The organism is Colwellia demingiae, from assembly GCF_007954275.1.
Classification (GTDB): Bacteria; Pseudomonadota; Gammaproteobacteria; order Enterobacterales; family Alteromonadaceae; genus Colwellia; species Colwellia demingiae.
Map to the genome: position 1 here is coordinate 117,162 of NZ_VOLT01000002.1, position 21,475 is coordinate 138,636.

Sequence of the window (21,475 nt, forward strand, 5' to 3'; positions counted from 1 at the left end):
ATCAGCTAGTTAAAAGTAATTCAATATAGCAATATCAATTAGTTAAAAAATATAAGGAGATTTGAAAATGAAAGGGTTTAGTAAGTTTTTTATACCACTATTGTTACCATTACTTTTACATGGTTATGCTTCAGTAGCAGCAGAAGTAGCAACAACCGACAAAGAAGCAATAACAAAGCAACACGGTAAGTTAGTCTGGGCTGACCTATACACCGGAAATGTAGAGGCTTCACTTAAATTTTATCACGATACCTTTGGCTGGACAGTTAAAGCGTTCGCTAAAGAGCAAACCAAATATCATTTACTTTACGATGGTGACCAAGCCATTGCTGGCGTACTGGCTCGTGATTCAAAGCGTAATAAAACAGATAATGCTTTATGGGTTGGCAGTATAGATACTGATAATGTATCGAGTAGAAGTGAACTAGCCGCTAAAAACAATGCCACAATTATATTAGCTCCTCATGACTTTACCCTTTATGGTAAAAGATCGGTTTTAGCTGATCCACAAGGCGGCGTTATTGCCTTGCTTGAGTTAGATCTTACTAACAAAAATCATAAAAAAATCAGCAACAATTGGGATTGGGCGCAATTGTTTAGTACCAATACCAAACAAGCTGCTTTGTTTTATCAAGATACTTTTGGTTATACTCTAGAGCCAATTAATACCGAAAAAGAAAGCTTCTTTTTAATTCAAGCAGAAATGGTTCAAGCCAGTATTGTAAAGCTGCCCGAATCATTTGAGCAAAGAGACCGTTGGGTCAATTTTATTGAAGTTAACAACCTCTCCACTATATTGTCAAAAGCCACAACCAACGGCGCAACTGTCATTTATCAACCAACAGGTAGAGGCTTAGCCATCATTTCTGATCCAAATGGCGCATTACTGGGTTTAACACAGCAGGAGAGTGAATAATGAAACAACTTAAGACCTTATTACTTACCTCTACTGTTGTTCTTGGTAGCTTCTTATTAACCGCCTGTGAAAATACCCATGTAAGTGGCTCTATGAGCTATGGTATGGGATATGGTGCTGGTTATCCGATGTATTATGGTAATGGTTATCATCGTCATACAAACGTTGTCGTTGTTAAACCCGCTAGAAATAACCGCTCTCGACCTACCAGAGCGAAGAGACGTTAGTCTAAATATATTATTTGATCCATCGCTACGCATGACTGAAGAGAGACACTTTTGAAAATAATGACACGCCAAGATAATTTTATTTATCTCACTTTTGCTTTAATTTTATTATTACTTGGTACGTCGTTAGCTCAACAGTTTTTTGAAGGTTCAGTGCAGCGCTTAGTGCAATCAGCCACTATAGTGACGCTATTAGTTGCTGTTTGGGGGGTGGATTCAAAAGATTTTGTTCTGCGTAAAACCTTTATTTTCCCCATCGCTATTTTATTCTTTTCTTTTTTTAGTGCTTGGCTTGATGATGCTGGCTTCGACCAAGTTTATTTATTGTTGCTATTAAGTTTCTTTATCTCAAGCGCCCTTCGCACGGCTAAACAGGTATTATTTACTGGTGATATTGATGGTAATAAAATTTTAGGGGCCATTTGTTTATATTTATTAATGGGACTAATTTGGGCGGTACTGTACACCTTAGTACAACTCACCTTCCCTGGATCATTTACTAACATCAATAGTAATAATGAATGGTTTACCTTATTCCCTGATTTTATCTATTTTTCCTTTGTTACTATTACGACGTTAGGCTTTGGTGATATTTCACCCATTTTACCTATTCCAAGATTTTTAGTATATTTTGAAGCAATAGTTGGACAGTTTTACTTAGCGATATTAGTGGCCAGTTTAGTGGGTTCACATATGAGTAATTTCGGCGCAAACCATAATCTACCTCAACGTAGTTCACCTCAACATAATTCGAGTAATAATAGTTCACCTAAAAATAAGCTAATAAATAATCCACCTAATGAACCACCTAATGCAGGTTCCTAGTACTAATCCACCAAGTAAACATAATAATAAGTAATTAACGTAAGGAAACTTCCATGAAAAACCAACAAGAGTTAACCAGTGATCAGGCATTTAACCGCCGGGTTATTGATATCGCCATTAAGCTTGCCGCCATGGCGATGATTATCCTATGGTGTTTTTCTATTATTAGGCCTTTTATATTAATTACTATTTGGGCTGCCATTTTAGCCGTCGCTTTATATCCTTTACATGAAAAACTTACTGCTGCACTTAAAGGTAATAAAAAACTCGCTTCAACCATTATTGCCATTGTAGGGATATCAATTATCGCTGTCCCATCAATAAACCTTTCGTCTTCTGCTATAGATTCTGCCCAGCATGTCTACACAGGAATTGAAGAAGGTACCTTAAAAATTCCAGCTGCTGACGAAAGCATTAAAGAATGGCCGCTAGTGGGTGAAAAATTGTTCAACTTTTGGCAAGATGCTTCACAAGATATCCAAAAAGTTGCAGGGCAATATCCTGAACAATTGAAATCACTTTCAAGCACTTTATTATCAGCAGTAGCTGGTATTGGTGGCGGTATATTACAGTTTATTGTTTCGTTAATTATTGCGGTAGTGTTTATGGCAAAGTCAGCCCCATTACATCAAGGTTTGAGTAAGTTAATGCGTCGCTTGATGAATGACTTTGGCGATAGAACAATTAGTACCACTATTGCTACTATTCGCAGTGTCGCTACTGGTGTACTTGGCGTTGCAGTTATTCAATCTCTAATGTCTGGTGTTGGTTTGATGATTGCTGATATTCCTGGCGCAGGTATCTGGGCAATTGCTGTACTTATATTAGCTATCGCACAATTACCACCTATTCTAATTTTAGGGCCTATTGCCGCGTATTACTTCTCTGTAGCAGACACCACTCCAGCCATCGCCTTTTTAATCTTTAGTCTTATTGTTAGTGCTAGTGATGCTTTCTTAAAACCGCTCTTTTTAGGACGCGGTATGAGTATCCCTATGTTAGTCATTTTACTTGGCGCTATTGGCGGCATGTTACTTTCAGGGATTATTGGCTTGTTTGTTGGTGCAGTAGTATTAGCGTTAGGTTATGAGTTAATGATGGATTGGTTAAGTCATACTCCTGAAAATGAAGAAGTAAATGCTGAAGCTGAGCAAAACGAATCTTAAGTATGTTATCTCTAAGAGTTTACTCATAAGCTCACGAGATGAATCACGTTATCAGTTAAATAAAAAAGCGACATAACCATTAATAGTTGTGCCGCTTTTTTTTATTTATTAATGTAAATAAGTTACTTTTTTAACGTTACTGGTAGCTTACCTAGCGCCTTCTTTTCATTGAAAACAACCGCCATGCTGGCATTAAACCCTGGGCTTATACTTTGCTTATTTTCATTTTCATAAATTCTATCGTCAAAGTTTAGCAACACACTATCGGCGAGTTCACTGTACTCATTTATTAAAAAGGGTGAGCCTTTAGCAATAAGAATTGAGGGTGTTCTTAACTTACGCGCTACTGTTAATTGCTGCTTTAATAACGTTGCGTATGTCAGTTTTTTCTGTTGCTGAGCAGCGCTACCATAACTTGGCGTTAAATCATCCATTCCGCCTAAATCTACTAAACTTGCGGTTTTAATATCAACAGTAGCAATGACTACATCCGCTTCACTTAGCAGCAACTCCATTTTTTTATCCGACTCGGTGTTACCGGCGAGGAAGTGACTAATACTAATTTTTTCAACTTCACTTGCTGGCAATATTTTTGCTAATACCTTATTGGTCGCATAAGTTAACGCCGCGAGTTCTTGCTCATTTGAGATCACAAAATGTAATCGTTTAATGCCTGCTACAGTAAGAGGTAACAACTGGTTATTTTTCAATAATGTTATGGCGGCATTGGCAAGCGCTTGCTCAGTATTAATGTGTTTTGTATTGGCAATTAAAGCGTTAGCCGATAACAGTTGTTGTGCTACTGATTCATTGGCTACTTCAATATATTGCTGCTTATATCGGTTTAATCTCGCAATAGATTGTTCAAATTCAGTTAACTGATAATCACCCTGCTTTATGCGCGTTGTTAGGGCTATCGCGACGTCTTTAATAAAGTGATAAAAATTGTCAATATCATTTGGTGTCCGAACCTTAAAAGGCATCACCGCAAGATCTGCACCTGCCACAAAGGTTTCAACCACAGCCTCAACGTCAGTAAAAAAGTGAGTTACACCAGCCATATCAAGGGCATCCGTCGCAATAAGGCCATCAAACTCCATTTCTTCTCTTAACAATGTAGTTAAAATTTTACGGGACATGGTAGCTGGACGAATAAGTTTATCGCCACTTTTACTGACAAATAAACTGTTATCTAGCGTTGGGTATTGAATATGAGCCGTCATGATCATGGCTGGCTTAGCGTGCTCAATTGCCCAAGCAAAAGGAGCAAGATCAACCTTATCTATAGTCGCCCTGCCATGATCAACGCGTGGTAAACCTAAGTGACTATCAACGTGCGTATCTCCATGACCAGGAAAATGCTTCAATGTCGCCATCACGCCTTGAGCCTGAATAGCTGTTACTGCGCTAGCACCAAGTTCGGCAACTTGGGCAGCGGACTCACCAAAAGATCGTGTATTAATCACGGGGTTTTCAACATTGGTATTTACGTCAACGACAGGGGCATAGTTATTATTGATACCTAAGGCTTTCAGCTCTTTAGCAATAACTGCATTAACTTGTGTAGCAAAGTGAGTACCATGCTCAGGGTAGCTAGCGCCAATGGCCATATTTCCAGCAAAACCAGTCATTTTAGCAAAACGAGCTACTCGACCACCCTCTTGATCTATTGAGATAATCAAAGGGTTTCCTTGTTCTGACTTTACTGCCGCACGCTGAATATCATGGGTTAGCTTAACCACTTGTGCTATCTCTTGCACATTTTCAGCAAACAATACGATACCACCGACATTACTGGTTTTTATCATCTGCGCAAGTTCTTCGGGTAGTTCAGTCACTGCTAGTCGGCAATGTTTTGATGTTGGCACACTGGCTTTACCATTTATATCCGAACAAAAGTATCGAATATCGAGAGACATTCTTTGGGCTATTTTTCGCTCAAATTGAGTGAATGTTGTAGTACTAGTAGAATTATTGGTCATATTTTTTTCGGTTGCCTGACTTTGACAAGCGCTAAGCGCAATTGAAACCATGATTATTAGTGCACTTGGCACTAAGTAAGTTCGCTTATTACTCGATAATTTACCGAGGAAAGTACTCGTTAAGTAGTTCGGTCGATTCTTCATCAAAGACAAAACCTACTTACTAAAAGCAAGAACATATTTTACTAGTTTATTAATACCTACTGCCACTTCACTGATCGATTCAGCAAGCATATAGGCTGGTGTTGTCACTATTTTATGTGCTTCATCAACGACTACGTCTGCAACATCACAATCAATATGCGTTAAACCTTTTGCTGAAATTAATTTCGCCGTTGCGTTATCTTTGCCAATAGTTCCTTTTACGCCTGCTGGATAAATCATCGGTAATAAGGCAGGGGCAATACACATAAAACCTGCTGGTTTTTCTACTTTAGCAAAAGCTTTAGCTGCGGTTAATACCTGTTCGTTAACACTATAATTATCATTGTCTAACGCAAAACTACTTAAGTTCTTTGCTGCGCCAAAACCACCAACAAAGATGATGGCATCAAATTCTTTTTCATTCAGTTCTATTAAATCTTCTACATCGCCACGACCAATGCGCGCAGCCTCAACAAGTACATTGCGGCTTTCATCTTCGCTCACTTCACCCGTAAGATGATTAATAACATGGTGTTGAGCTATATTCGGTGCAAAGCAACGATAAGTAGCACCCTGCTGTGATATCGCGAGTAATGTAATGACAGCTTCTTGAATTTCACTGCCATCATAGACACCACAGCCGCTTAGAATAACTGCTATATTTTTCATTTTTAATCCTTTCTTTTTAACTATTTTTTATTGTTAAACCATATCATTAGCTGACAGCTTAATACTACCAGCACAGCAAAGAACATTAACAAAGCAAACGGCTTCGCACTACCATCATAAAAGAACGCTAAAATTGGTCCAGCTAACGCGCATATTCCCCAACGAAGGGTACCAATAACCGCCGTAACTGTCCCTGAATGTGCGGGGAATTTAGTTAAAATTAAGGCGTCACTGTTTACTGCTACCATAGAAATACTTCCCATAAGAGGAAAAATAGCCACAACAGTATAAATTAATGGTAATGCCAATACATTCACCAACATCAATGCCGTTGCTGCCATCGTTGCTAGCGTTAAACCAAAGCGCAACATCGTCCTTGAGCCTTTACGTACAACAAATCGTGTATTAGTAAAATGCGCCATCATTAACGCTAAAATATTTAAAGCGAACAATAAGCTAAAAGTATATTCTGATACTTCAAAAATGGTTAAATAGACAAAGGGAATGGCGGTAATATAAGTAAAAAAAGCCAGTGCTATCATCATTGATGAAATGATATCTAGTCGTGCTTCAGCATTGCTTAATACAATTTTATAGCGCTGTATAAAACTCATCTCAATTTTTTTAACCACTGGTCCTTCTGGCAAGGCCACATCACTCGCATTAGGTAAATAGTAGCTGACCAGTACCAGTACAATGAGACTGTAAGCGGCTAATACATAAAAGATAAGCTGCCAGCTATGTGCCAATAACAGCATGCTGCCTATGCTCGGCGCTATCATAGGCGCTAACATCATGATCATGCTGACATACGAAAGCCCTTTCGCAGTATCCTTACCGTAATACTCACGTACTGCACCCGGAACAACGACTGTTGCCGCACTGCTTACAAAAGCTTGAAAGAATCTAACGGTAAGAAATTGTTCTATATTACTTACAAAGGGTAATAGTAGACTGGCGATAAAGAATCCTCCTATTCCCAGCAGCACAAGGTTTCGACGAGGGTGTTTATCTGCCATAGGACCAAATAATATTAAACCAAGTGCATAACCCAATAAATAAATGCTTAAGCTATTTTGCACCATGCTCATGGGTGTATTTAAATGCTCAGCTAACGTTGGCATAGCGGGTAAATACATATCTACTGCTAAGGGAGAAACAGCTAATATTGATGCTAATAAAGGTAATAATAACTTTAAAGAAACTTTAAGCTGCGCTGATGGTGTATTATTGCCCGAGACTTCTTTATCTGATGTTTTTTTGTTTAATGCTGTCATTTCTCTTCCAACAATTGTGCTGCTTTTTGCTTGCCCGTGTATTCGTATACCAATTGACCTAATACCTTAACGGCCGTTTCAACATCCTCACCCCATTGCACGCCATAACTTACTCGCATGTAATTTTGATACTTTCCTGATGGAGAAAAAATTGCCCCAGGGGCAAAGCTAACCCCTTGTGCCAATGCCTGTTGAAAAAACTCACCCGTTTTTACATGTGATTGACAACGTAGCCATAGCACACTGCCCCCTAAAGGTTTTGAAATACAGACTTCTTGTGGGAAATGTTCGGCGATTAACGCCCGCATACGCTCACAGTTATATGTAAGTGTCTTTCGTAGTACGCAAAGATGGCGATCGTAATCCCCACTCAGTAAGTACTCATTTAAGGTCCATTGCTGCAACATAGGTGTCGAGGCCGATTGTGCCCGCTTAATACGTTTTGCTTGTTCTTCGAACTTACCTGGTAATAGCCAACCTATGCGGTAGCCAGGTGCCGCTGTTTTGGAAAACGAAGAGCAGGTCATCACTAGTCCTTTCTCAGAATACAATTGAGCAGGTTTTGGCTTGTTATCGGTAAAATATATTTCGCTATAAACCTCATCTTCAATTAATGGAATATCATGTTGCTCTAATAGAGAAACCATCGCTTGACGCTGTTCATCCGTTTTCATTGAACCTAATGGGTTATTTATCGCCGTTGAAAACAAACAGGCAGTGATGTCATGCTGATTAATAGCCTCAGCTAAATCTTCGACACATACACCGTCTTCTGTACAGGTATAAACTTCAAGTGCTTTCATACCTAATGTTTCAATCAGCTCGATAATTCCAAAAAAGCACGGTGATTCAATAGCAATAATATCACCGCGTTTCGCTACACATTGCAGGGCAATAGAGAGTGCTTCTTGCGCACCATTAGTGATGACAATATCATCAGGATTTATCTCAACACCTTGGTCTTGATAACGAAATGCCAATTGCATGCGTAATTTGGCATCGCCAGTTACTGGGCCATAACTTACCGCCTTTTCTGAGACCTTACTTAAGACTGAGCGCATTAATCTGGCAAGGGCTTTATCAGGTGGATGTGCTTGAATTGGATTTGAAATACCAAGAGCAACCGTATTAGGTAAATGCACCGCCGCATGAACTTGTTCAATCATACTGCGACCTTGTACTTCTACAGGAGCGCATTGCGCCCATTTTGCAGGTCTTGGCTTAAGCGTGCGTGCTTGCATTGCTTGTAAGTAGTAGCCTGATTGTGGCTTTGCACAAACTTGTCCTTGTCGTTCTAATTCAATATAAGCCTGCTTAACCGTTGGTACACTTATATCAAACTGGCGACTTAGTTTACGTAAACTAGGGAGTTTATCACCAGGGTGTAACGCACCTATTTTCTTTTGGTGTTCAATAAAATCAATTACTTGTTGATATAAATATGCCGAGGAACTTTTATCTAATAATTTCATTTATTTCTCAGAGTAAGCGCCTTGAATACCAACACTAACTGTATAGGTTACATTTTTATATTTTTGTATATGTTATTAAATCAAAATATCATTACAATGTCACGCTTATCCTATATACCCGCTCCACTTGAAGATGCTCGTTTCAGGAAGTCTGAGCGATGTATCTTCAAGTGGAACGGGTATAAGTCCTACTTATGGAGTGGCAAAATTAATGAACAATACTCTTTTATACGTAATTACCGTCATCATCTGGGGGTCAACTTGGATTGCTATTAATTACCAATTAGGTGAAGTCGCCGCTGAAGTATCTCTTGTTTACCGATTTGGTTTAGCTGCTTTAGTTATGTTCGCTTATTGTCGTTTCAAGAAATTACCACTGAAGTTTTCAGCCAAACAACATGTGCAACTATTTGCTTTTGGTTTAACTTTGTTCGGCTTTAATTATTATTTACTTTATAACGCACAAACTCATATTAACTCAGCATTGACCAGCATTGCATTTTCCACTTTGATGATGGTTAATATTCTTAATGCACGAGTTTGGTTTAAAACTCGCATTTCGAGCCAAGTATATTACGGTGGCGCGCTTGGTTTAATGGGTATTGTTACTTTGTTTTGGCCACAAATAAGTAATGTGCATTTTGGTGACAGTACTTTACTGGGCTTAGGTTTTTGTCTAATTGGCGTAATGTTCGCTTCAACCGGCAACATGATTTCTATTAAAAATCAGCACGACAAAATGCCGGTGCTACCCGCCACAGCCTGGGGCATGATGTACGGCAGCATATTTATGTTTGTGGTTGCATTTGTTCAGGGACAAACCTTTAATTTTTCTTATACCTTTGAGTACATCAGCTCATTGCTGTACTTATCAATATTCGGTTCTGTTATTGCTTTTGGCTGTTATTTAACATTATTAGCTCGTATCGGCGCACATAAAGCCTCTTACGCCACGATTATGTTTCCCGCAGTCGCGGTAGTTCTTTCAAGTTTCTTCGAAGGTTTTATCTGGGATAGCTATACTTTTATAGGCTTAAGCTTGATGTTAGCGGGTAACTTAGTGGTACTAGCCAAGCCGGGTATGCTAAAACGCTTTGGTATTACGCATTTAAAAACAAGTAAAGCATAACAATACCCAAAAAATAGGGTTAAATTAATCGCGTTAACCATGTTAAAACAAAGCACAAACTTGCTATAATATGCGCGTCGCTTTTAATTATGACACAACTTATTACGCGGATATGAATAGACAAAAATTGCCCAGCATACTGGCAAGCAGATTAATAACCATACTAATTCGAACCAACCCAATCAACTTTAAAGTAATTTAGGTAACCTAATGCAACGACTAGCCCCAGCTTTACGTCAAGACAATGTACCTCTTGATTTAATTTCATTAATAAAAACTATTTTAGCTGCAACGAAAGAGATTTCATTTCGTGTTAGCCAAGGCCACTTAGGTGACGTGATGGGCTCAACTCTTGATGAAAACATTCAAGGCGAAGTTCAAAAACAATTAGATGTGGTTGCCAATGAATTATTCAAAGATATTTTACTTGAGTCTGGTTTCGTTAAAGCGATTTCATCAGAAGAAGAAGATCACTCAGTTGCTGGTGATGAAAATGGAAAATATATTGTTTCTTTTGATCCCCTCGATGGTAGCTCTAACATAGACATCAATTCATTGATTGGAACTATTTTTTCTATTCATGAAGCGCCTAAAGATATTGCTGCTGGTGATGATGACATGTTCAAGCAAGCGGGTGATAAACAAGTATGTGCTGGTTATGTACTTTATGGTCCATCAACTATGTTAGTGATGACTACAGGCAGTGGTACGCACTTTTATGTATTAGACAGAACCCATGGCGGTTTCTTATTAGTAGAGCGTAATGTACAAGTTCCTGTTGATACACAAGAGTTTGCCGTCAATATGTCTAACCAGCGTTTTTGGCAGGCTCCTATGCAAAATTACATTGGTGATTTACTTGCAGGTGATACCGGTCCACGTGAGAAAAACTTCAATATGCGTTGGATAGCTGCCATGGTGGGTGATATTCATCGTGTTTTATGTCGTGGTGGTATTTTCACTTACCCTGCCGATAGCAGAAAGCCTGAGCAACCATACAAACTACGTTTAATGTATGAAGCTAATCCAATGGCATTTTTACTTGAGCAAGCGGGTGGTTTAGCAATGACCAGTGAAGGCCGTATTATGGATATAGAACCAGATAGCATCCATCAACGTGTTGAAGTTATTATGGGCTCTAAAAATGAAGTTGAGAAATGTTTAAGCTACTATAAGTAAGCTTAAATTTTTTCTGAATAAATTTATTTTATAAAAAAGGCTTATTGTTTAAAACAATAAGCCTTTTTTTTTATTCATTAATTACAATGTTATGACTAAATTTTTTAACTGAAATAAATCAGTTTAGTTAGACTTTGAAAAGTTATAACTGAAATGCTTTTCCATTAACAGTTAGTTGACTTTGAACATATTTGGCTTCAACTGTAATATCATTATCTTGTCGGTTTAAGTAACCTTCCTTAACAAAGTTATCCACCATAGGAGCCATGCCTAATTTGCTTAGGAATGCCATTGGTGCTTTACCTTTAGCATCAGCTTCTAACGCCTTAATTAAGGCCATTGAATTCAAATCAGCACTATCAAATAAATCTTTGTTAATATTAAAGTTAAATTCACTAGCGATCTTCCCTTCATCAGTAACAACACTTAAATCTGTTATTTTCAAATTGGGATCTTTGGCGAGTATTTTTTCTGCAACTGCTGATAGCGCTTTTAGGCTTTCTTCAGAGTCATATTGACCTGAAGCATTCACAGACAAGTTAGCCATAGTCGTGTTTAACTCTTGCAAAGCATGGACATCAATATTAGCTAACAATATCGCTACGTTCGGCTCTTTAAAGTATTGTCCTGAAGCGCTAATTTCTTTCGCTTGATAGTTTAACGCAAGCGCTAATAAATCATTCTCTAATGAAACCTCACTAGTTAAAGCGGCTCCATCTACAGAAAAAACTTTACTGTTATCGTTATAAACATTTAGGCCTGCGACTGTAAAAGTGGCATTGCCTGTTAAGATTGCCGTTCCTGCGAGATAATCACCGCTCACAATTTTTTGCTTAGTAGACATACCGACGGCTCCAATGACAAGGCGTTCATCCTGTCCTTTAACGTCGAGACCTCCCCAAGAAAAGTCACCACTGATATGCTCATTATTAATTAAGGTAAATTGCGCAGAAGATGGTTCAGATACAATCACGCTATCGACATCTTGATAACTTATTTTATCAGTATTAATGAAGGTGGTAACTTCTTTACTAAAGCTTAGTAATGCACCAACATGCAGTTTTTCGTTGATAATATCAACTATGCTTTCATCCAGCTCAAGCGCTGTAAACTTAAATTTCACCCTTGAATAGCCTAAACCAAGATGCCAATTTTGTTCTGTAATAATGACAGGACCAAAAGAGAGATCTTCTTCTACGATAATAGTCACCTCATTGATGCTATTATCTTTCAAGGCTATTTTCATTTCTGACACGACATCAGCACCGAACCAACCACCGGTATATTGACTGGTTGTTAAGGTGATACCATCCGTTTCATTAAGTTTTGCAAGTACTCGTTGACGTTCTGTTTCAACCATAGAGCCAATAAATTTTGGCGCAATTAGCAAACTAGCCAAGATTAAAACTATAGCGATATATATTTTTTTCATTATTAAAATTCCCTTTTAAAATAATTTTTAAGTTCAATTATCCATTATCAAATTGAACGTTGGCGTACCATTTCAAACAAACAGACGCCTGTTGCCACTGATACGTTCAAACTAGAAACAGTACCTGCCATAGGCAGCTTCACTAGTTGATCACAGTTTTCACGGGTTAATCTGCGCATCCCTTTACCTTCGGCGCCCATAACAAGTGCCATAGGTCCAGAAAGTTTTACATCATACAAACAAGTATCTGTCTCTCCTGCTGTACCAACAATCCATACACCTTGTTTTTGAAGCTGCTTCATCGTTCTTGATAAATTAGTTACTTGTACTAAAGGCACACTTTCAACCGCTCCTACCGCAACTTTACGAACAGTAGGCGTAATTTGTGCGGCATTATCTTTTGGTACAATAATGGCTTGTACACCAGCAGCATCAGCGTTACGTAAACAAGCACCTAGATTATGTGGGTCAGTAACACCATCTAAAATAAGAAAGAATGGTGGAACGCCTTTTTTTTCTGCGGCAATAATGATGTCATCAATATCATTTTCTGTATAACTTTTTCCAGGTCTTACACGAGCTATAACGCCTTGATGTTGCTCACCTTCGCTTTTTTCATCAAGCGCTTTACGACTCGCCAATTGTGTACCGATACCGTATTTTCTTGATAAATTAATGATTGGCATTATGCGATCATCTTCACGACCTTTTAATAACCATATTTCAATAAAACGCTCAGGTGCTGCGTTAATTAAGGAATTAACTGCATGAATACCAAAAACTAACTCTTCATTTTTCGCCATGATCTTTCTCTATTTATATAAACAACGAGGCTAATAAGCCATGTTTATACCCAAGCGACTTAAAGCTGAATCCTGCATCTTCAAGTGGAGCGGGTATAACTATTACTTAAGCACTATTTGCCGTACCTTTACGGGCATTTTTTCCTGGGCGTTTTTTACGTGCACTGCGCTTTTTCGCTTTGCTTTTTTCTTTTGGCTTGTCTTTAGACTTGCTTTTAGGTTTGTCTTTTTTAGCGGTAGTTGCTTGAGTCCCAGTCTTAGTTTCTGGTTTACCCTCAACTGACTTTGACGTTGAGCGTCTAGTGCCTTTTCCTTTAGATTCGCCTTTCGATTTACCTTTAGGCTTGCCTTGGCTTTCTTCCGCTTCAGAGCCTTCAAGTCGTAAGTCAATTTTCTTTTCGTCAAGGTTTACCGCGGCAACTTGCACTCGAATTTCATCACCAACACGGTACTTTTTACCACTATTTTCACCGGTTAGGCACATACGTACATCATCAAAATGATAGAAATCACGACCAAGAGAAGTGATATGAACTAGACCTTCAATATGTAAATCTTGTAAACGAACAAACATACCAAAGTTAGTCACTGTTGAAATAACACCGGTAAAGTTATCACCAACATGGTCCTGCATAAACTCACATTTGAGCCAATCAGCAACATCGCGAGTTGCTTCATCAGCGCGTCTCTCTGTCATGGAACAATGCTCACCCAGCTCAATAACTTCCTCTAAGGAATATTCATAGCTGCCTTCATTGGCTTCGTTTTTAGCTTCTTTTTCTAAAATAGCTTTGATCACTCGATGCACCACTAAATCAGGATAGCGACGAATTGGTGAGGTGAAATGACTATAAGATGGTAGCGCTAAACCAAAATGGCCTTCATTGTCACTTTGATAGACAGCTTGGCGCATTGAGCGTAACAACATGGTTTGAATAAGCTCTTGATCAGGTCGACCTGCAACTTTAGCTAAAATATCACCATAATCTCTTGGCTCCGGTGCTTCTTTAGAAGGCAATGACAAACCAAGTTCATTTAAATAAGTAACAAAGTTACGGTACTTATCTTCACTCGGTTTATCATGAACACGGAACAAGCCTGGCTTTTCATGTTTTTCAATAAATTTGGCCGTCGCAACATTGGCCATAATCATACATTCTTCAATGATTTTATGGGCATCATTACGGATAAGCGCTTCGACACTGGCAATTTTTTTATCTTCATTAAAGATAAAAATAGATTCTTGTGTTTCAAAGGCGATAGCACCACGTTTTAGGCGAGCATCGGTTAGCGCATGATACATGTGTTCAAGATTTTTTAAATCAGGAACTAAAGTTTGGTACTCTTGACAAAGTGCTTCATCACCTTCGAGAATCGCAGCGACTTTGGTGTAAGTAAAACGGGCATGAGAACGCATTACTGCGGGGTAGAACTTACTACCTGATAGTTTTCCGGTAGCGCTAATGGTCATTTCACACACCATACATAAGCGATCTACGTCGGGGTTAAGTGAACATAAGCCATTTGAAAGTTTCTCTGGCAACATAGGGATAACTTGGCTAGGAAAATACACCGAGTTACCACGTGATATCGCTTCATCATCTAAAGCTGTGCCGTGCTGAACGTAATAACTTACATCAGCGATTGCAACCCATAAACGCCAACCACCTGATTTTTTTGGTTCACAATAAACAGCATCATCAAAATCTCTAGCATCATCGCCATCGATAGTAACCAATGGTAAGTCACGTAAGTCTTTACGTGGTAATTTAGATGACTCTTCCACTTCATCAGCAATACTCGCCACTTCAGCTTGTACCGCATGAGGAAATTGATGGGGTAAGTCATGGGCGCGCAATGCTATCTCTATTTCCATTCCAGGAGCAAGATGATCTCCTAAAACTTCAATCACTTTACCAATAGCATGAGATCGTTTGGTCGGCCTTTGTACCAATTCAACGACGACCATTTGGCCGTGTCTAGCACCCATTTTTGTTTGCGTGTCAATCAACACTTCTTGTTTAATTTTACTGTCTTCTGAAACAACAGAGCAAACATGATGATCAATATATAATCGACCAACTATAGGTGCTTTTCTTGGTTCTATAACTTCCAGTATTTTGACTTCTTTTCGGCCTTTACGATCGGTACGGTCAACCAAAATGGCTTGCACGATATCACCATGAAAGACACGCTGCATTTCGTGGGATGAAATATAAAAATCTTTACCTCTTTTATCGGTAATAGATGAGTCATCAGGAGAAAAGAAACCAAAACCGTCACGATGGCCAATAACTTTGCCGCTTAGCAGGCTATTTTTTTCCGGCAGTGCGTATTGTTTGAATTTATTAAAGATCAACTGACCACTGTTTTCCATCGCACGTAAACGACGCTTCAAACCAATAAGTTGATATTCTTCATCATACTTTAGTGTTTTGACCAAGCTATTAAAACTTGGTGGTGGCGAGCATTTTTCGATGATTGATAGCAATAATTCGCGTGAGGCGACTGGCTTTTCATATTTTTTGGCTTCGCGTTTAGCGTGTGGATCGTTATAGGTCACTATAATGGGTCAGTATTTAAGGATAACTACTTGTCAGTATACCATAAAGTTATTATACCAAGTCTATTAAGTTACTTCCCTCGCAGAGCTTGTCAGCGGTTTAAGAATAAGTAGAATTTTTTATATATAGTCATTCTATATTAAAGGAATTCTGTGCGATTATTGAAGTGCTGACAAGCTTCCAAAGGACGAGTTTATAAGTCTAATAATCTGCGTTATTGATTTCGACAAGGGAGTAACCATTCTCATCAATCAATGCCTTGCCTCTAAGCCTTTTAAATCTCGCTGAGTGGGAACATACCTATTAGAATTGGTATTATTTACTACGCTAACGCTTTGGCTTAATTTGTATAACTGGTTCTTTTCGCTTCTTCTATGACTTTATTGGGCATTTTACTGGCAAGACCAGATAGTAAGCCACTGATTTTTTTGTGTATTACCTTGTCATCAGTTAAAGAGTGATGTAATTGAGAATATAGCGCAGGGTAGTCTAACGGGCTACCATAGCCTTGCTCATATATATCAGCAAGTCGCATCTGTGCAGCTAAGTTATTTAAAGTTGCTGCGGTTTTTAAATAAACAATGGCGCGGTCAATATCCACCTGCATAAATTTACCTATATGGTAATAACGACCTAACTGCTCCAAACCTTCTGCTAAGCCCTGATCAGCGGCTAAATGCATATAATGAAGTCCTAGCGGAATGTCTTTTTTTACACAAACACCATAAGCCAACATATCTCCCCACAAAAATTGATATGAGGGCATTTTGGATTTATTCGCTCGCGCTTCAATATCTTGTACTAATTGGCATTCATCGAGCACTACTTGACTTAAATGCTTGTTGTTTTTAATTAAATCAAGCAATTGATTATCGGTATAAATCTGAACGGCTTGCAAGTTTTTCTTCATAGCCAATGCTGAAGAACTGGAAAACAAAAATATAACAGAGAGAACAAAGAAAAATAATATACGCATAAAAATCCTAACTAGGCTAAATCAGCTGACTTCTCTGTATCGGCAAGCAAACTGCATCTATGAAATTTATTTAAATAATATAACCATAGTAAAGCAATTTTGGCGCCAACATAGTGTTTTGAGACTATTATTAATTCAAATTGGAAATTTACTATTATCATTATTATTTAGCGTATAATAAGGGACTTACTAATAGTATCAATTTACGAATAGCGTATTTCAGTGAGTTTTAAAAATAATAACTCCTCCATAATTTATTAAACACGGCGATTGATATGCTAATTGAAAAAGAGCTTTCTGAGTTAACCGTAGGCCATTATGTGGTAAAGATTATTCAGCAAGAGGATTGCTTTTCGTTAACTGCCGCTGGACACATCAAAAGCAAAGCAGTTATTAATCGTCTCAAAAGCAAAAATGTTTATCGTGTTCTAATTGATGATAGCAAAACATTACTGCCTAGTAGCCCCGAGGAAATCGTCATTTTAGACGCCCCCTCAATTGTTAAAAACAAAGAACTTAAGCACGCAAAAGCAATTTTTGACCAATCTAAATCCATTCAAAAGAAGTTATTTCATGATGCACTTAGTGGTAGTTGCTTAGACTTATCACCCGTAGTGGAAGTCACAAATAAATCAATCGATGCAATATTTAACAGCCCTGACTCACTTGCCTGTATGTTAAATATTCGAGAGAAAGATGAATACCTTTTAGAACACTCTGTTGCAGTTTCTGTTTATATCACCATTTTTTCTCGCTATTTAGGCCTAGAGAGACACATTATCGAGCAACTATCTATTGGGGCATTCCTTCATGATATTGGTAAAATAAAAATACCTGATAAAATCCTCAATAAGCCCGGTAAATTGACCGATGATGAATTTACCATCATGAAAACCCATGCAAATCATTCCATAGATATCATTAAAAAAACGGCTGGCATCAGTGCACTTAGCCTCGAGGTAGCAGCCTTACACCATGAAAAGCTTGATGGGAGTGGCTATCCTTTTCAAGTAGAAGGTGAAGATATCAGCCAATATGGTCGCATGATTGCCATTTGCGATATTTTTGATGCATTAACCGCTACACGTGTTTATAAAGAAGGTTATGCCCACGGTAAAGCTTTTAGCATTTTGCGAGAATTGGCAAAACAAGGGCAGTTAGAATCAAGGTTGGTTGACCAATTTATCAAATGTGTCGGGGTATTTCCTGTTGGCTCATTGGTGCAATTAAAATCAAATAAATTAGCATTGGTGCAGGAACGCAATGATAAAGATCCCATTAATCCACAAGTTCACTCCTTTTACAGCGTCAAGCTAAATCAATTTCTCAACAAACAAGAAATTGATTTATCAGACAGTGAAGATTCAATTGTAAAAGGTGTCAGGGCAGAAGAGTTCGACCTTGATATGAAGCAAATTGTCGAAATGTTGCTAATGGAAGGTTAGACTTTCTAATAAGAGATGATTGTTATATGAAAACGTATAACTCAACGAGAGAAAAATCTCGTCGTGTTATATGTTACCCAAGCATTGAAAGTTACACTAAGCAAATAGCTAAGCAGCGCTACTGACTTCTTTAACTTGCTTAACTTGATTAGCTTCTTTTTGCAGAATGATTGTTGCCTTTGCCTGTTTATCTTCTTTACGCTTATCCCTTAATACCAATAAACATGGTGTTAATACTAAGGTTAATACCGTAGCAAAAGCTAAACCGCCAGCAATAGCCGTTGCTAGCTGTGTCCACCACTGTGTTGACGGTGCACCAAAGACAATAGTACGTTCAAAGAAATCTAAGTTTACCTGTAATACCATAGGCAGCAAACCCAAAATGGTGGTTATTGTGGTTAACAGAACAGGCCGTAAACGCTGCGCGCCCGTTCGTAAAACTGCCTCAACCACAGGGTAGCCTTCTTTACGTAAAACATTGTAGGTATCAATCAGTACTATATTGTTATTCACCACAATTCCCGCTAATGAGATAACACCAATTCCGCCCATAACGATGCCAAACGGTTTTTGAACTAATAACAGTGCTAAAAATACGCCAACGGTTGAGAATATGACGGCACTTAAAATCAATAGTGCTTGATAAAAGCTATTGAATTGAGTCACTAAAATCATTGCCATTACAAAGAGAGCGATAGCAAAGGCGTTAACTAAAAACGCTTGAGATTCCTGTTGATCCTCATTCTGTCCCTTAACATCAATATCCACTGACGGGTGTAACCCAAGTGTCGGTAACTGCTCTTGCAAAATAGGTAATTCATTCAGTAGTTGAGCACCGGCAATTAAGTTCGCCTGCACCGTAACAACTCGCTTAGCATCAACACGACGAATAGTATCAACTTTAGGTGCGGCTCTTCGCTCGACAAAACTGCCAACAGGCACTAAACCTGACGTTGTCTTTAAACGTAGTGAGTCTAGTCGACTTATATTACGTTTTTCTTCAGGAAAGCGAACACGAATATCCAGCTCATCATCAACATCGTCAGGGCGATATTCACCAAGCTTTAAACCGTTAGTAACCATTTGCACACTTGAGCCAACTAACGCGGCATCAGCGCCATACGTAGCCGCTTTGTTTCGATCAATAATGAGCTGCCATTCTATGCCTGGTTTAGCGCCAGTATCCTCTATGTCGGTAAATTTTCCAGATGCTTCCAATGCATCACGTATAATTTTCACCGATTTATCTAGTTCTCCAGGAAAACGCGAGCTTAATTCAAGTTTAAGATCTTTTCCACTTTGCGGACCGTTTTCATTTTTTCTCACTTCAATTTCAACGCCGGCTAAGTCATCCGTTAACTCGTGAATATTGGCTACTATGTCATCCGCTGAACGTCTTATCTGCCAATCAACAAAGTTTAATTTAAAGGTGCCTATTTGGTTATTACCACCCGTGCGAGTATATAAGGTTTCAATTTCCTCTAGCGGTAAAATACGTGCTTCTATAGAACGCATAATCACGTCTTTTTCTTTGATGGATAAATCGCCATGGGAGCGCACCACCATAGTTGCACTTTGTGGCTCAACCTCAGGAAAGAAGCTCACGCCAAGACCTGATGCGCCATAGAGCCACATCACCACAAAAGAGATAGCAAAGGTGCCTGCAACTATTTTCCAAGGATGTCTAATTGCCGTTGTCAGCACACGAATATAACGACCAGTAAAACCTGATAACTTATTGAATTCTCCTGCTTCAGTATGTTCTATTTGTTGCTGTTCTTTACTGCTGACAACCCGAGCTTTACCTAAAACAGCGCCTAAAGTGGGCACAAAAATGAGGGCCATTGCTAAGGAGGCTGATAACACTGCGATGAGGGTAAAAGGTAAGTACTTCATAAACTCACCCATGATACCTGGCCAAAACATCAATGGCGCAAAGGCTGCTAATGTTGTCGCCGTTGAAGCAATAATCGGCCATGCCATACGACGAGCTGCGGTACCATAAGCAACAGCTTTGCTATGACCTTCATTCATCTGTCTGTCTGCAAACTCGGTGACAACGATCGCCCCATCTACGAGCATGCCTACAGCCATGATTAGGCCAAATAGCACAACAATATTTACTGTCATTCCTGCTAGGGCTATAACTAATATTCCCGTTAAAAAAGCCCCTGGAATAGCTAAACCTACCAATAAAGCGGTGCGACCACCTAGAGCCGCAATAATGACAATAACGACCAATAATACCGCTGAAAAAACATTGTTTTGCAAATCTGTCAGCGTATTTTTAATTTCTATTGATTGATCACCGACATAATCTACTTTGACTTGTTGTGGCCATTTAACACGGCTTTCATTAACAATTTCTTTAACTTTATCAACCGTTTCAATCAGGTTCTCACCAGAACGCTTTTTGACTTCTATCGATACAGAACGATGACCATTTAATCGGGCAAAGCTGGTGGGATCTTTATAAGCACGACGCACCGTTGAGACATCTTGAAAGGTAATAACGCGATCGCCATCAACCTTAATAGGCAGTTCAAGTAAGTCTTGAATATTTTCAAAAACAGAAGGCACTTTGATGGCAAAACGTCCTTTGCCAGTATCCATTGTACCTGCTGGTACTAAGCGATTGTTTCGCTCTACAAGATTATAAATGTCAGTTTGGTCAAGTCCGTAACTTTCCATTAATAAAGGGTCAACAATAATTTCAACCATATCTTCACGATCACCGCCGATCTCAACTTCTAGCACTTCTTGCATGCCTTCAATTTTGTCTTTGACATTCCGCGCTATTGTTATCAAACCTCGCTCAGTAACAGCCCCAGATAACACAACCGTTAGTGCTGCTTCTTGGTTAGCCATGGTGACTTCATTTACCACCGGCTCTTCAGTCTCATTGGGTAATTTAGCTTTGGCTAAAGTCACTTTATCACGCACATCGGCAAGTGCTTCTTTAGGATCAAGTCCAGCAATAAATTCTAACGTAACAGAGGCGTGTCCTTCTCCTGCATTCGAACGCATTTCTTTAATGCCCGCGATAGATTTAAGCTCATTTTCCATCGGCCTCACGAGCATACGCTCAGCATCTTCAGGAGAAATACCATCATGAATCATAGAAACATAAATAATTGGAATGGTAATATCAGGATTGGCTTCTTTAGCAATGTTGTTATAAGTCACTGCGCCAGAAATAAGTAGTAGTACAAATAGCATCAAAACAGAGCGAGTACGTGTCAATGCGGCTTCAATAAGCGTTAACATAA

General features: G+C 38.8%; 16 protein-coding genes. 7 read left to right on the forward strand and 9 right to left on the reverse strand.

Annotated elements, in window-relative coordinates:
* Positions 1-67: 67 nt before the first annotated feature.
* Genes ESZ36_RS03360 through ESZ36_RS03375 form a run of 4 tightly spaced genes read left to right on the forward strand, consistent with a single transcriptional unit; the run spans position 68 to position 3,134 of the window.
* Positions 68-916, forward strand: a complete 849-nt coding sequence (locus ESZ36_RS03360) for a VOC family protein (RefSeq protein ID WP_146783574.1) — start codon at positions 68-70, stop codon at positions 914-916.
* Complete coding sequence (locus tag ESZ36_RS03365) at positions 916-1,143, forward strand: hypothetical protein (RefSeq protein ID WP_146783577.1); 228 nt, start codon at positions 916-918, stop codon at positions 1,141-1,143. The genes ESZ36_RS03360 and ESZ36_RS03365 overlap by 1 nt, the downstream gene beginning before the upstream one ends.
* A 60-nt stretch (positions 1,144-1,203) precedes the next feature.
* Entirely contained in the window at positions 1,204-1,968 is a 765-nt protein-coding gene (locus tag ESZ36_RS03370) for a potassium channel family protein (protein WP_146784715.1), read from the forward strand.
* Between the two features lie 53 nt (positions 1,969-2,021).
* The gene (locus tag ESZ36_RS03375) at positions 2,022-3,134 is read left to right on the forward strand and encodes an AI-2E family transporter (protein ID WP_146783580.1); all 1,113 of its coding nucleotides are present in this window, start codon (positions 2,022-2,024) and stop codon (positions 3,132-3,134) included.
* 122 nt (positions 3,135-3,256) lie between these two features.
* On the opposite strand, the gene ESZ36_RS03380 is transcribed toward ESZ36_RS03375, so the two are convergent.
* Genes ESZ36_RS03380 through ESZ36_RS03395 form a run of 4 tightly spaced genes read right to left on the reverse strand, consistent with a single transcriptional unit; the run spans position 3,257 to position 8,678 of the window.
* A complete protein-coding gene (locus ESZ36_RS03380) occupies positions 3,257-5,260 on the reverse strand; it encodes a glycoside hydrolase family 3 protein (protein ID WP_246129001.1) in 2,004 nt (667 codons plus the stop codon).
* A gap of 12 nt (positions 5,261-5,272) precedes the next feature.
* The gene (gene elbB, locus ESZ36_RS03385) at positions 5,273-5,929 is read right to left on the reverse strand and encodes an isoprenoid biosynthesis glyoxalase ElbB (protein ID WP_146783583.1); all 657 of its coding nucleotides are present in this window, start codon (positions 5,927-5,929) and stop codon (positions 5,273-5,275) included.
* A 20-nt stretch (positions 5,930-5,949) separates the two neighbouring features.
* Entirely contained in the window at positions 5,950-7,206 is a 1,257-nt protein-coding gene (locus ESZ36_RS03390) for a multidrug effflux MFS transporter (RefSeq protein WP_146783587.1), read from the reverse strand.
* Positions 7,203-8,678 carry an aminotransferase-like domain-containing protein gene (locus ESZ36_RS03395; RefSeq protein ID WP_146783589.1) on the reverse strand — a complete coding sequence of 492 codons (1,476 nt, stop codon included), beginning with the start codon at positions 8,676-8,678 and terminating at the stop codon, positions 7,203-7,205. Before ESZ36_RS03395 ends, ESZ36_RS03390 begins: the two co-directional genes overlap by 4 nt.
* Positions 8,679-8,889: 211 nt before the next feature.
* On the opposite strand from ESZ36_RS03395, the gene ESZ36_RS03400 reads away from it, so the two are divergent.
* A complete protein-coding gene (locus ESZ36_RS03400) occupies positions 8,890-9,807 on the forward strand; it encodes a DMT family transporter (protein ID WP_146783592.1) in 918 nt (305 codons plus the stop codon).
* 210 nt (positions 9,808-10,017) lie between these two features.
* On the forward strand, positions 10,018-10,986 hold the full coding sequence (locus ESZ36_RS03405) for a class 1 fructose-bisphosphatase (protein WP_146783594.1): 969 nt from the start codon (positions 10,018-10,020) through the stop codon (positions 10,984-10,986).
* Between the two features lie 142 nt (positions 10,987-11,128).
* Here the strand turns inward: ESZ36_RS03405 and ESZ36_RS03410 are convergent, their stop codons facing one another.
* From ESZ36_RS03410 to ESZ36_RS03425, 4 genes are all read right to left on the reverse strand, one after another.
* Positions 11,129-12,418: a YdgA family protein gene (locus tag ESZ36_RS03410; RefSeq protein ID WP_146783597.1), complete on the reverse strand. Its 1,290-nt coding sequence runs from the start codon at positions 12,416-12,418 to the stop codon at positions 11,129-11,131.
* Between the two features lie 47 nt (positions 12,419-12,465).
* Positions 12,466-13,221 carry a 23S rRNA (guanosine(2251)-2'-O)-methyltransferase RlmB gene (gene rlmB, locus ESZ36_RS03415; protein ID WP_146783600.1) on the reverse strand — a complete coding sequence of 252 codons (756 nt, stop codon included), beginning with the start codon at positions 13,219-13,221 and terminating at the stop codon, positions 12,466-12,468.
* 106 nt (positions 13,222-13,327) lie between these two features.
* Complete coding sequence (gene rnr, locus ESZ36_RS03420) at positions 13,328-15,784, reverse strand: ribonuclease R (protein ID WP_146783603.1); 2,457 nt, start codon at positions 15,782-15,784, stop codon at positions 13,328-13,330.
* 341 nt (positions 15,785-16,125) lie between these two features.
* Positions 16,126-16,761, reverse strand: a complete 636-nt coding sequence (locus ESZ36_RS03425) for a tetratricopeptide repeat protein (RefSeq protein WP_146783605.1) — start codon at positions 16,759-16,761, stop codon at positions 16,126-16,128.
* Between the two features lie 275 nt (positions 16,762-17,036).
* Here ESZ36_RS03425 and ESZ36_RS03430 point away from each other — a divergent pair, with 275 nt between their 5' ends.
* Positions 17,037-18,206, forward strand: coding sequence for a cyclic di-GMP phosphodiesterase (locus tag ESZ36_RS03430; RefSeq protein ID WP_146783608.1), 1,170 nt, complete (start codon positions 17,037-17,039; stop codon positions 18,204-18,206).
* Between the two features lie 108 nt (positions 18,207-18,314).
* On the opposite strand, the gene ESZ36_RS03435 is transcribed toward ESZ36_RS03430, so the two are convergent.
* Positions 18,315-21,473, reverse strand: coding sequence for an efflux RND transporter permease subunit (locus ESZ36_RS03435; RefSeq protein WP_146783611.1), 3,159 nt, complete (start codon positions 21,471-21,473; stop codon positions 18,315-18,317).
* Positions 21,474-21,475 lie beyond the last annotated feature (2 nt).

Bases quoted from the DNA above. Each gene is read 5' to 3' on its own strand.
- ESZ36_RS03390 (WP_146783587.1), bottom strand. From the start codon at position 7,206: ATGACAGCATTAAACAAAAAAACATCAGATAAAGAAGTCTCGGGCAAT.
- ESZ36_RS03435 (WP_146783611.1), bottom strand. From the start codon at position 21,473: ATGTTAACGCTTATTGAAGCCGCATTGACACGTACTCGCTCTGTTTTG.
- ESZ36_RS03375 (WP_146783580.1), top strand. From the start codon at position 2,022: ATGAAAAACCAACAAGAGTTAACCAGTGATCAGGCATTTAACCGCCGG.
- elbB (WP_146783583.1), bottom strand. From the start codon at position 5,929: ATGAAAAATATAGCAGTTATTCTAAGCGGCTGTGGTGTCTATGATGGC.
- ESZ36_RS03360 (WP_146783574.1), top strand. From the start codon at position 68: ATGAAAGGGTTTAGTAAGTTTTTTATACCACTATTGTTACCATTACTT.
- ESZ36_RS03370 (WP_146784715.1), top strand. From the start codon at position 1,204: ATGACACGCCAAGATAATTTTATTTATCTCACTTTTGCTTTAATTTTA.
- ESZ36_RS03425 (WP_146783605.1), bottom strand. From the start codon at position 16,761: ATGCGTATATTATTTTTCTTTGTTCTCTCTGTTATATTTTTGTTTTCC.
- ESZ36_RS03405 (WP_146783594.1), top strand. From the start codon at position 10,018: ATGCAACGACTAGCCCCAGCTTTACGTCAAGACAATGTACCTCTTGAT.
- ESZ36_RS03400 (WP_146783592.1), top strand. From the start codon at position 8,890: ATGAACAATACTCTTTTATACGTAATTACCGTCATCATCTGGGGGTCA.
- ESZ36_RS03395 (WP_146783589.1), bottom strand. From the start codon at position 8,678: ATGAAATTATTAGATAAAAGTTCCTCGGCATATTTATATCAACAAGTA.
- ESZ36_RS03380 (WP_246129001.1), bottom strand. From the start codon at position 5,260: ATGAAGAATCGACCGAACTACTTAACGAGTACTTTCCTCGGTAAATTA.
- ESZ36_RS03410 (WP_146783597.1), bottom strand. From the start codon at position 12,418: ATGAAAAAAATATATATCGCTATAGTTTTAATCTTGGCTAGTTTGCTA.
- ESZ36_RS03430 (WP_146783608.1), top strand. From the start codon at position 17,037: ATGCTAATTGAAAAAGAGCTTTCTGAGTTAACCGTAGGCCATTATGTG.
- rlmB (WP_146783600.1), bottom strand. From the start codon at position 13,221: ATGGCGAAAAATGAAGAGTTAGTTTTTGGTATTCATGCAGTTAATTCC.
- ESZ36_RS03365 (WP_146783577.1), top strand. From the start codon at position 916: ATGAAACAACTTAAGACCTTATTACTTACCTCTACTGTTGTTCTTGGT.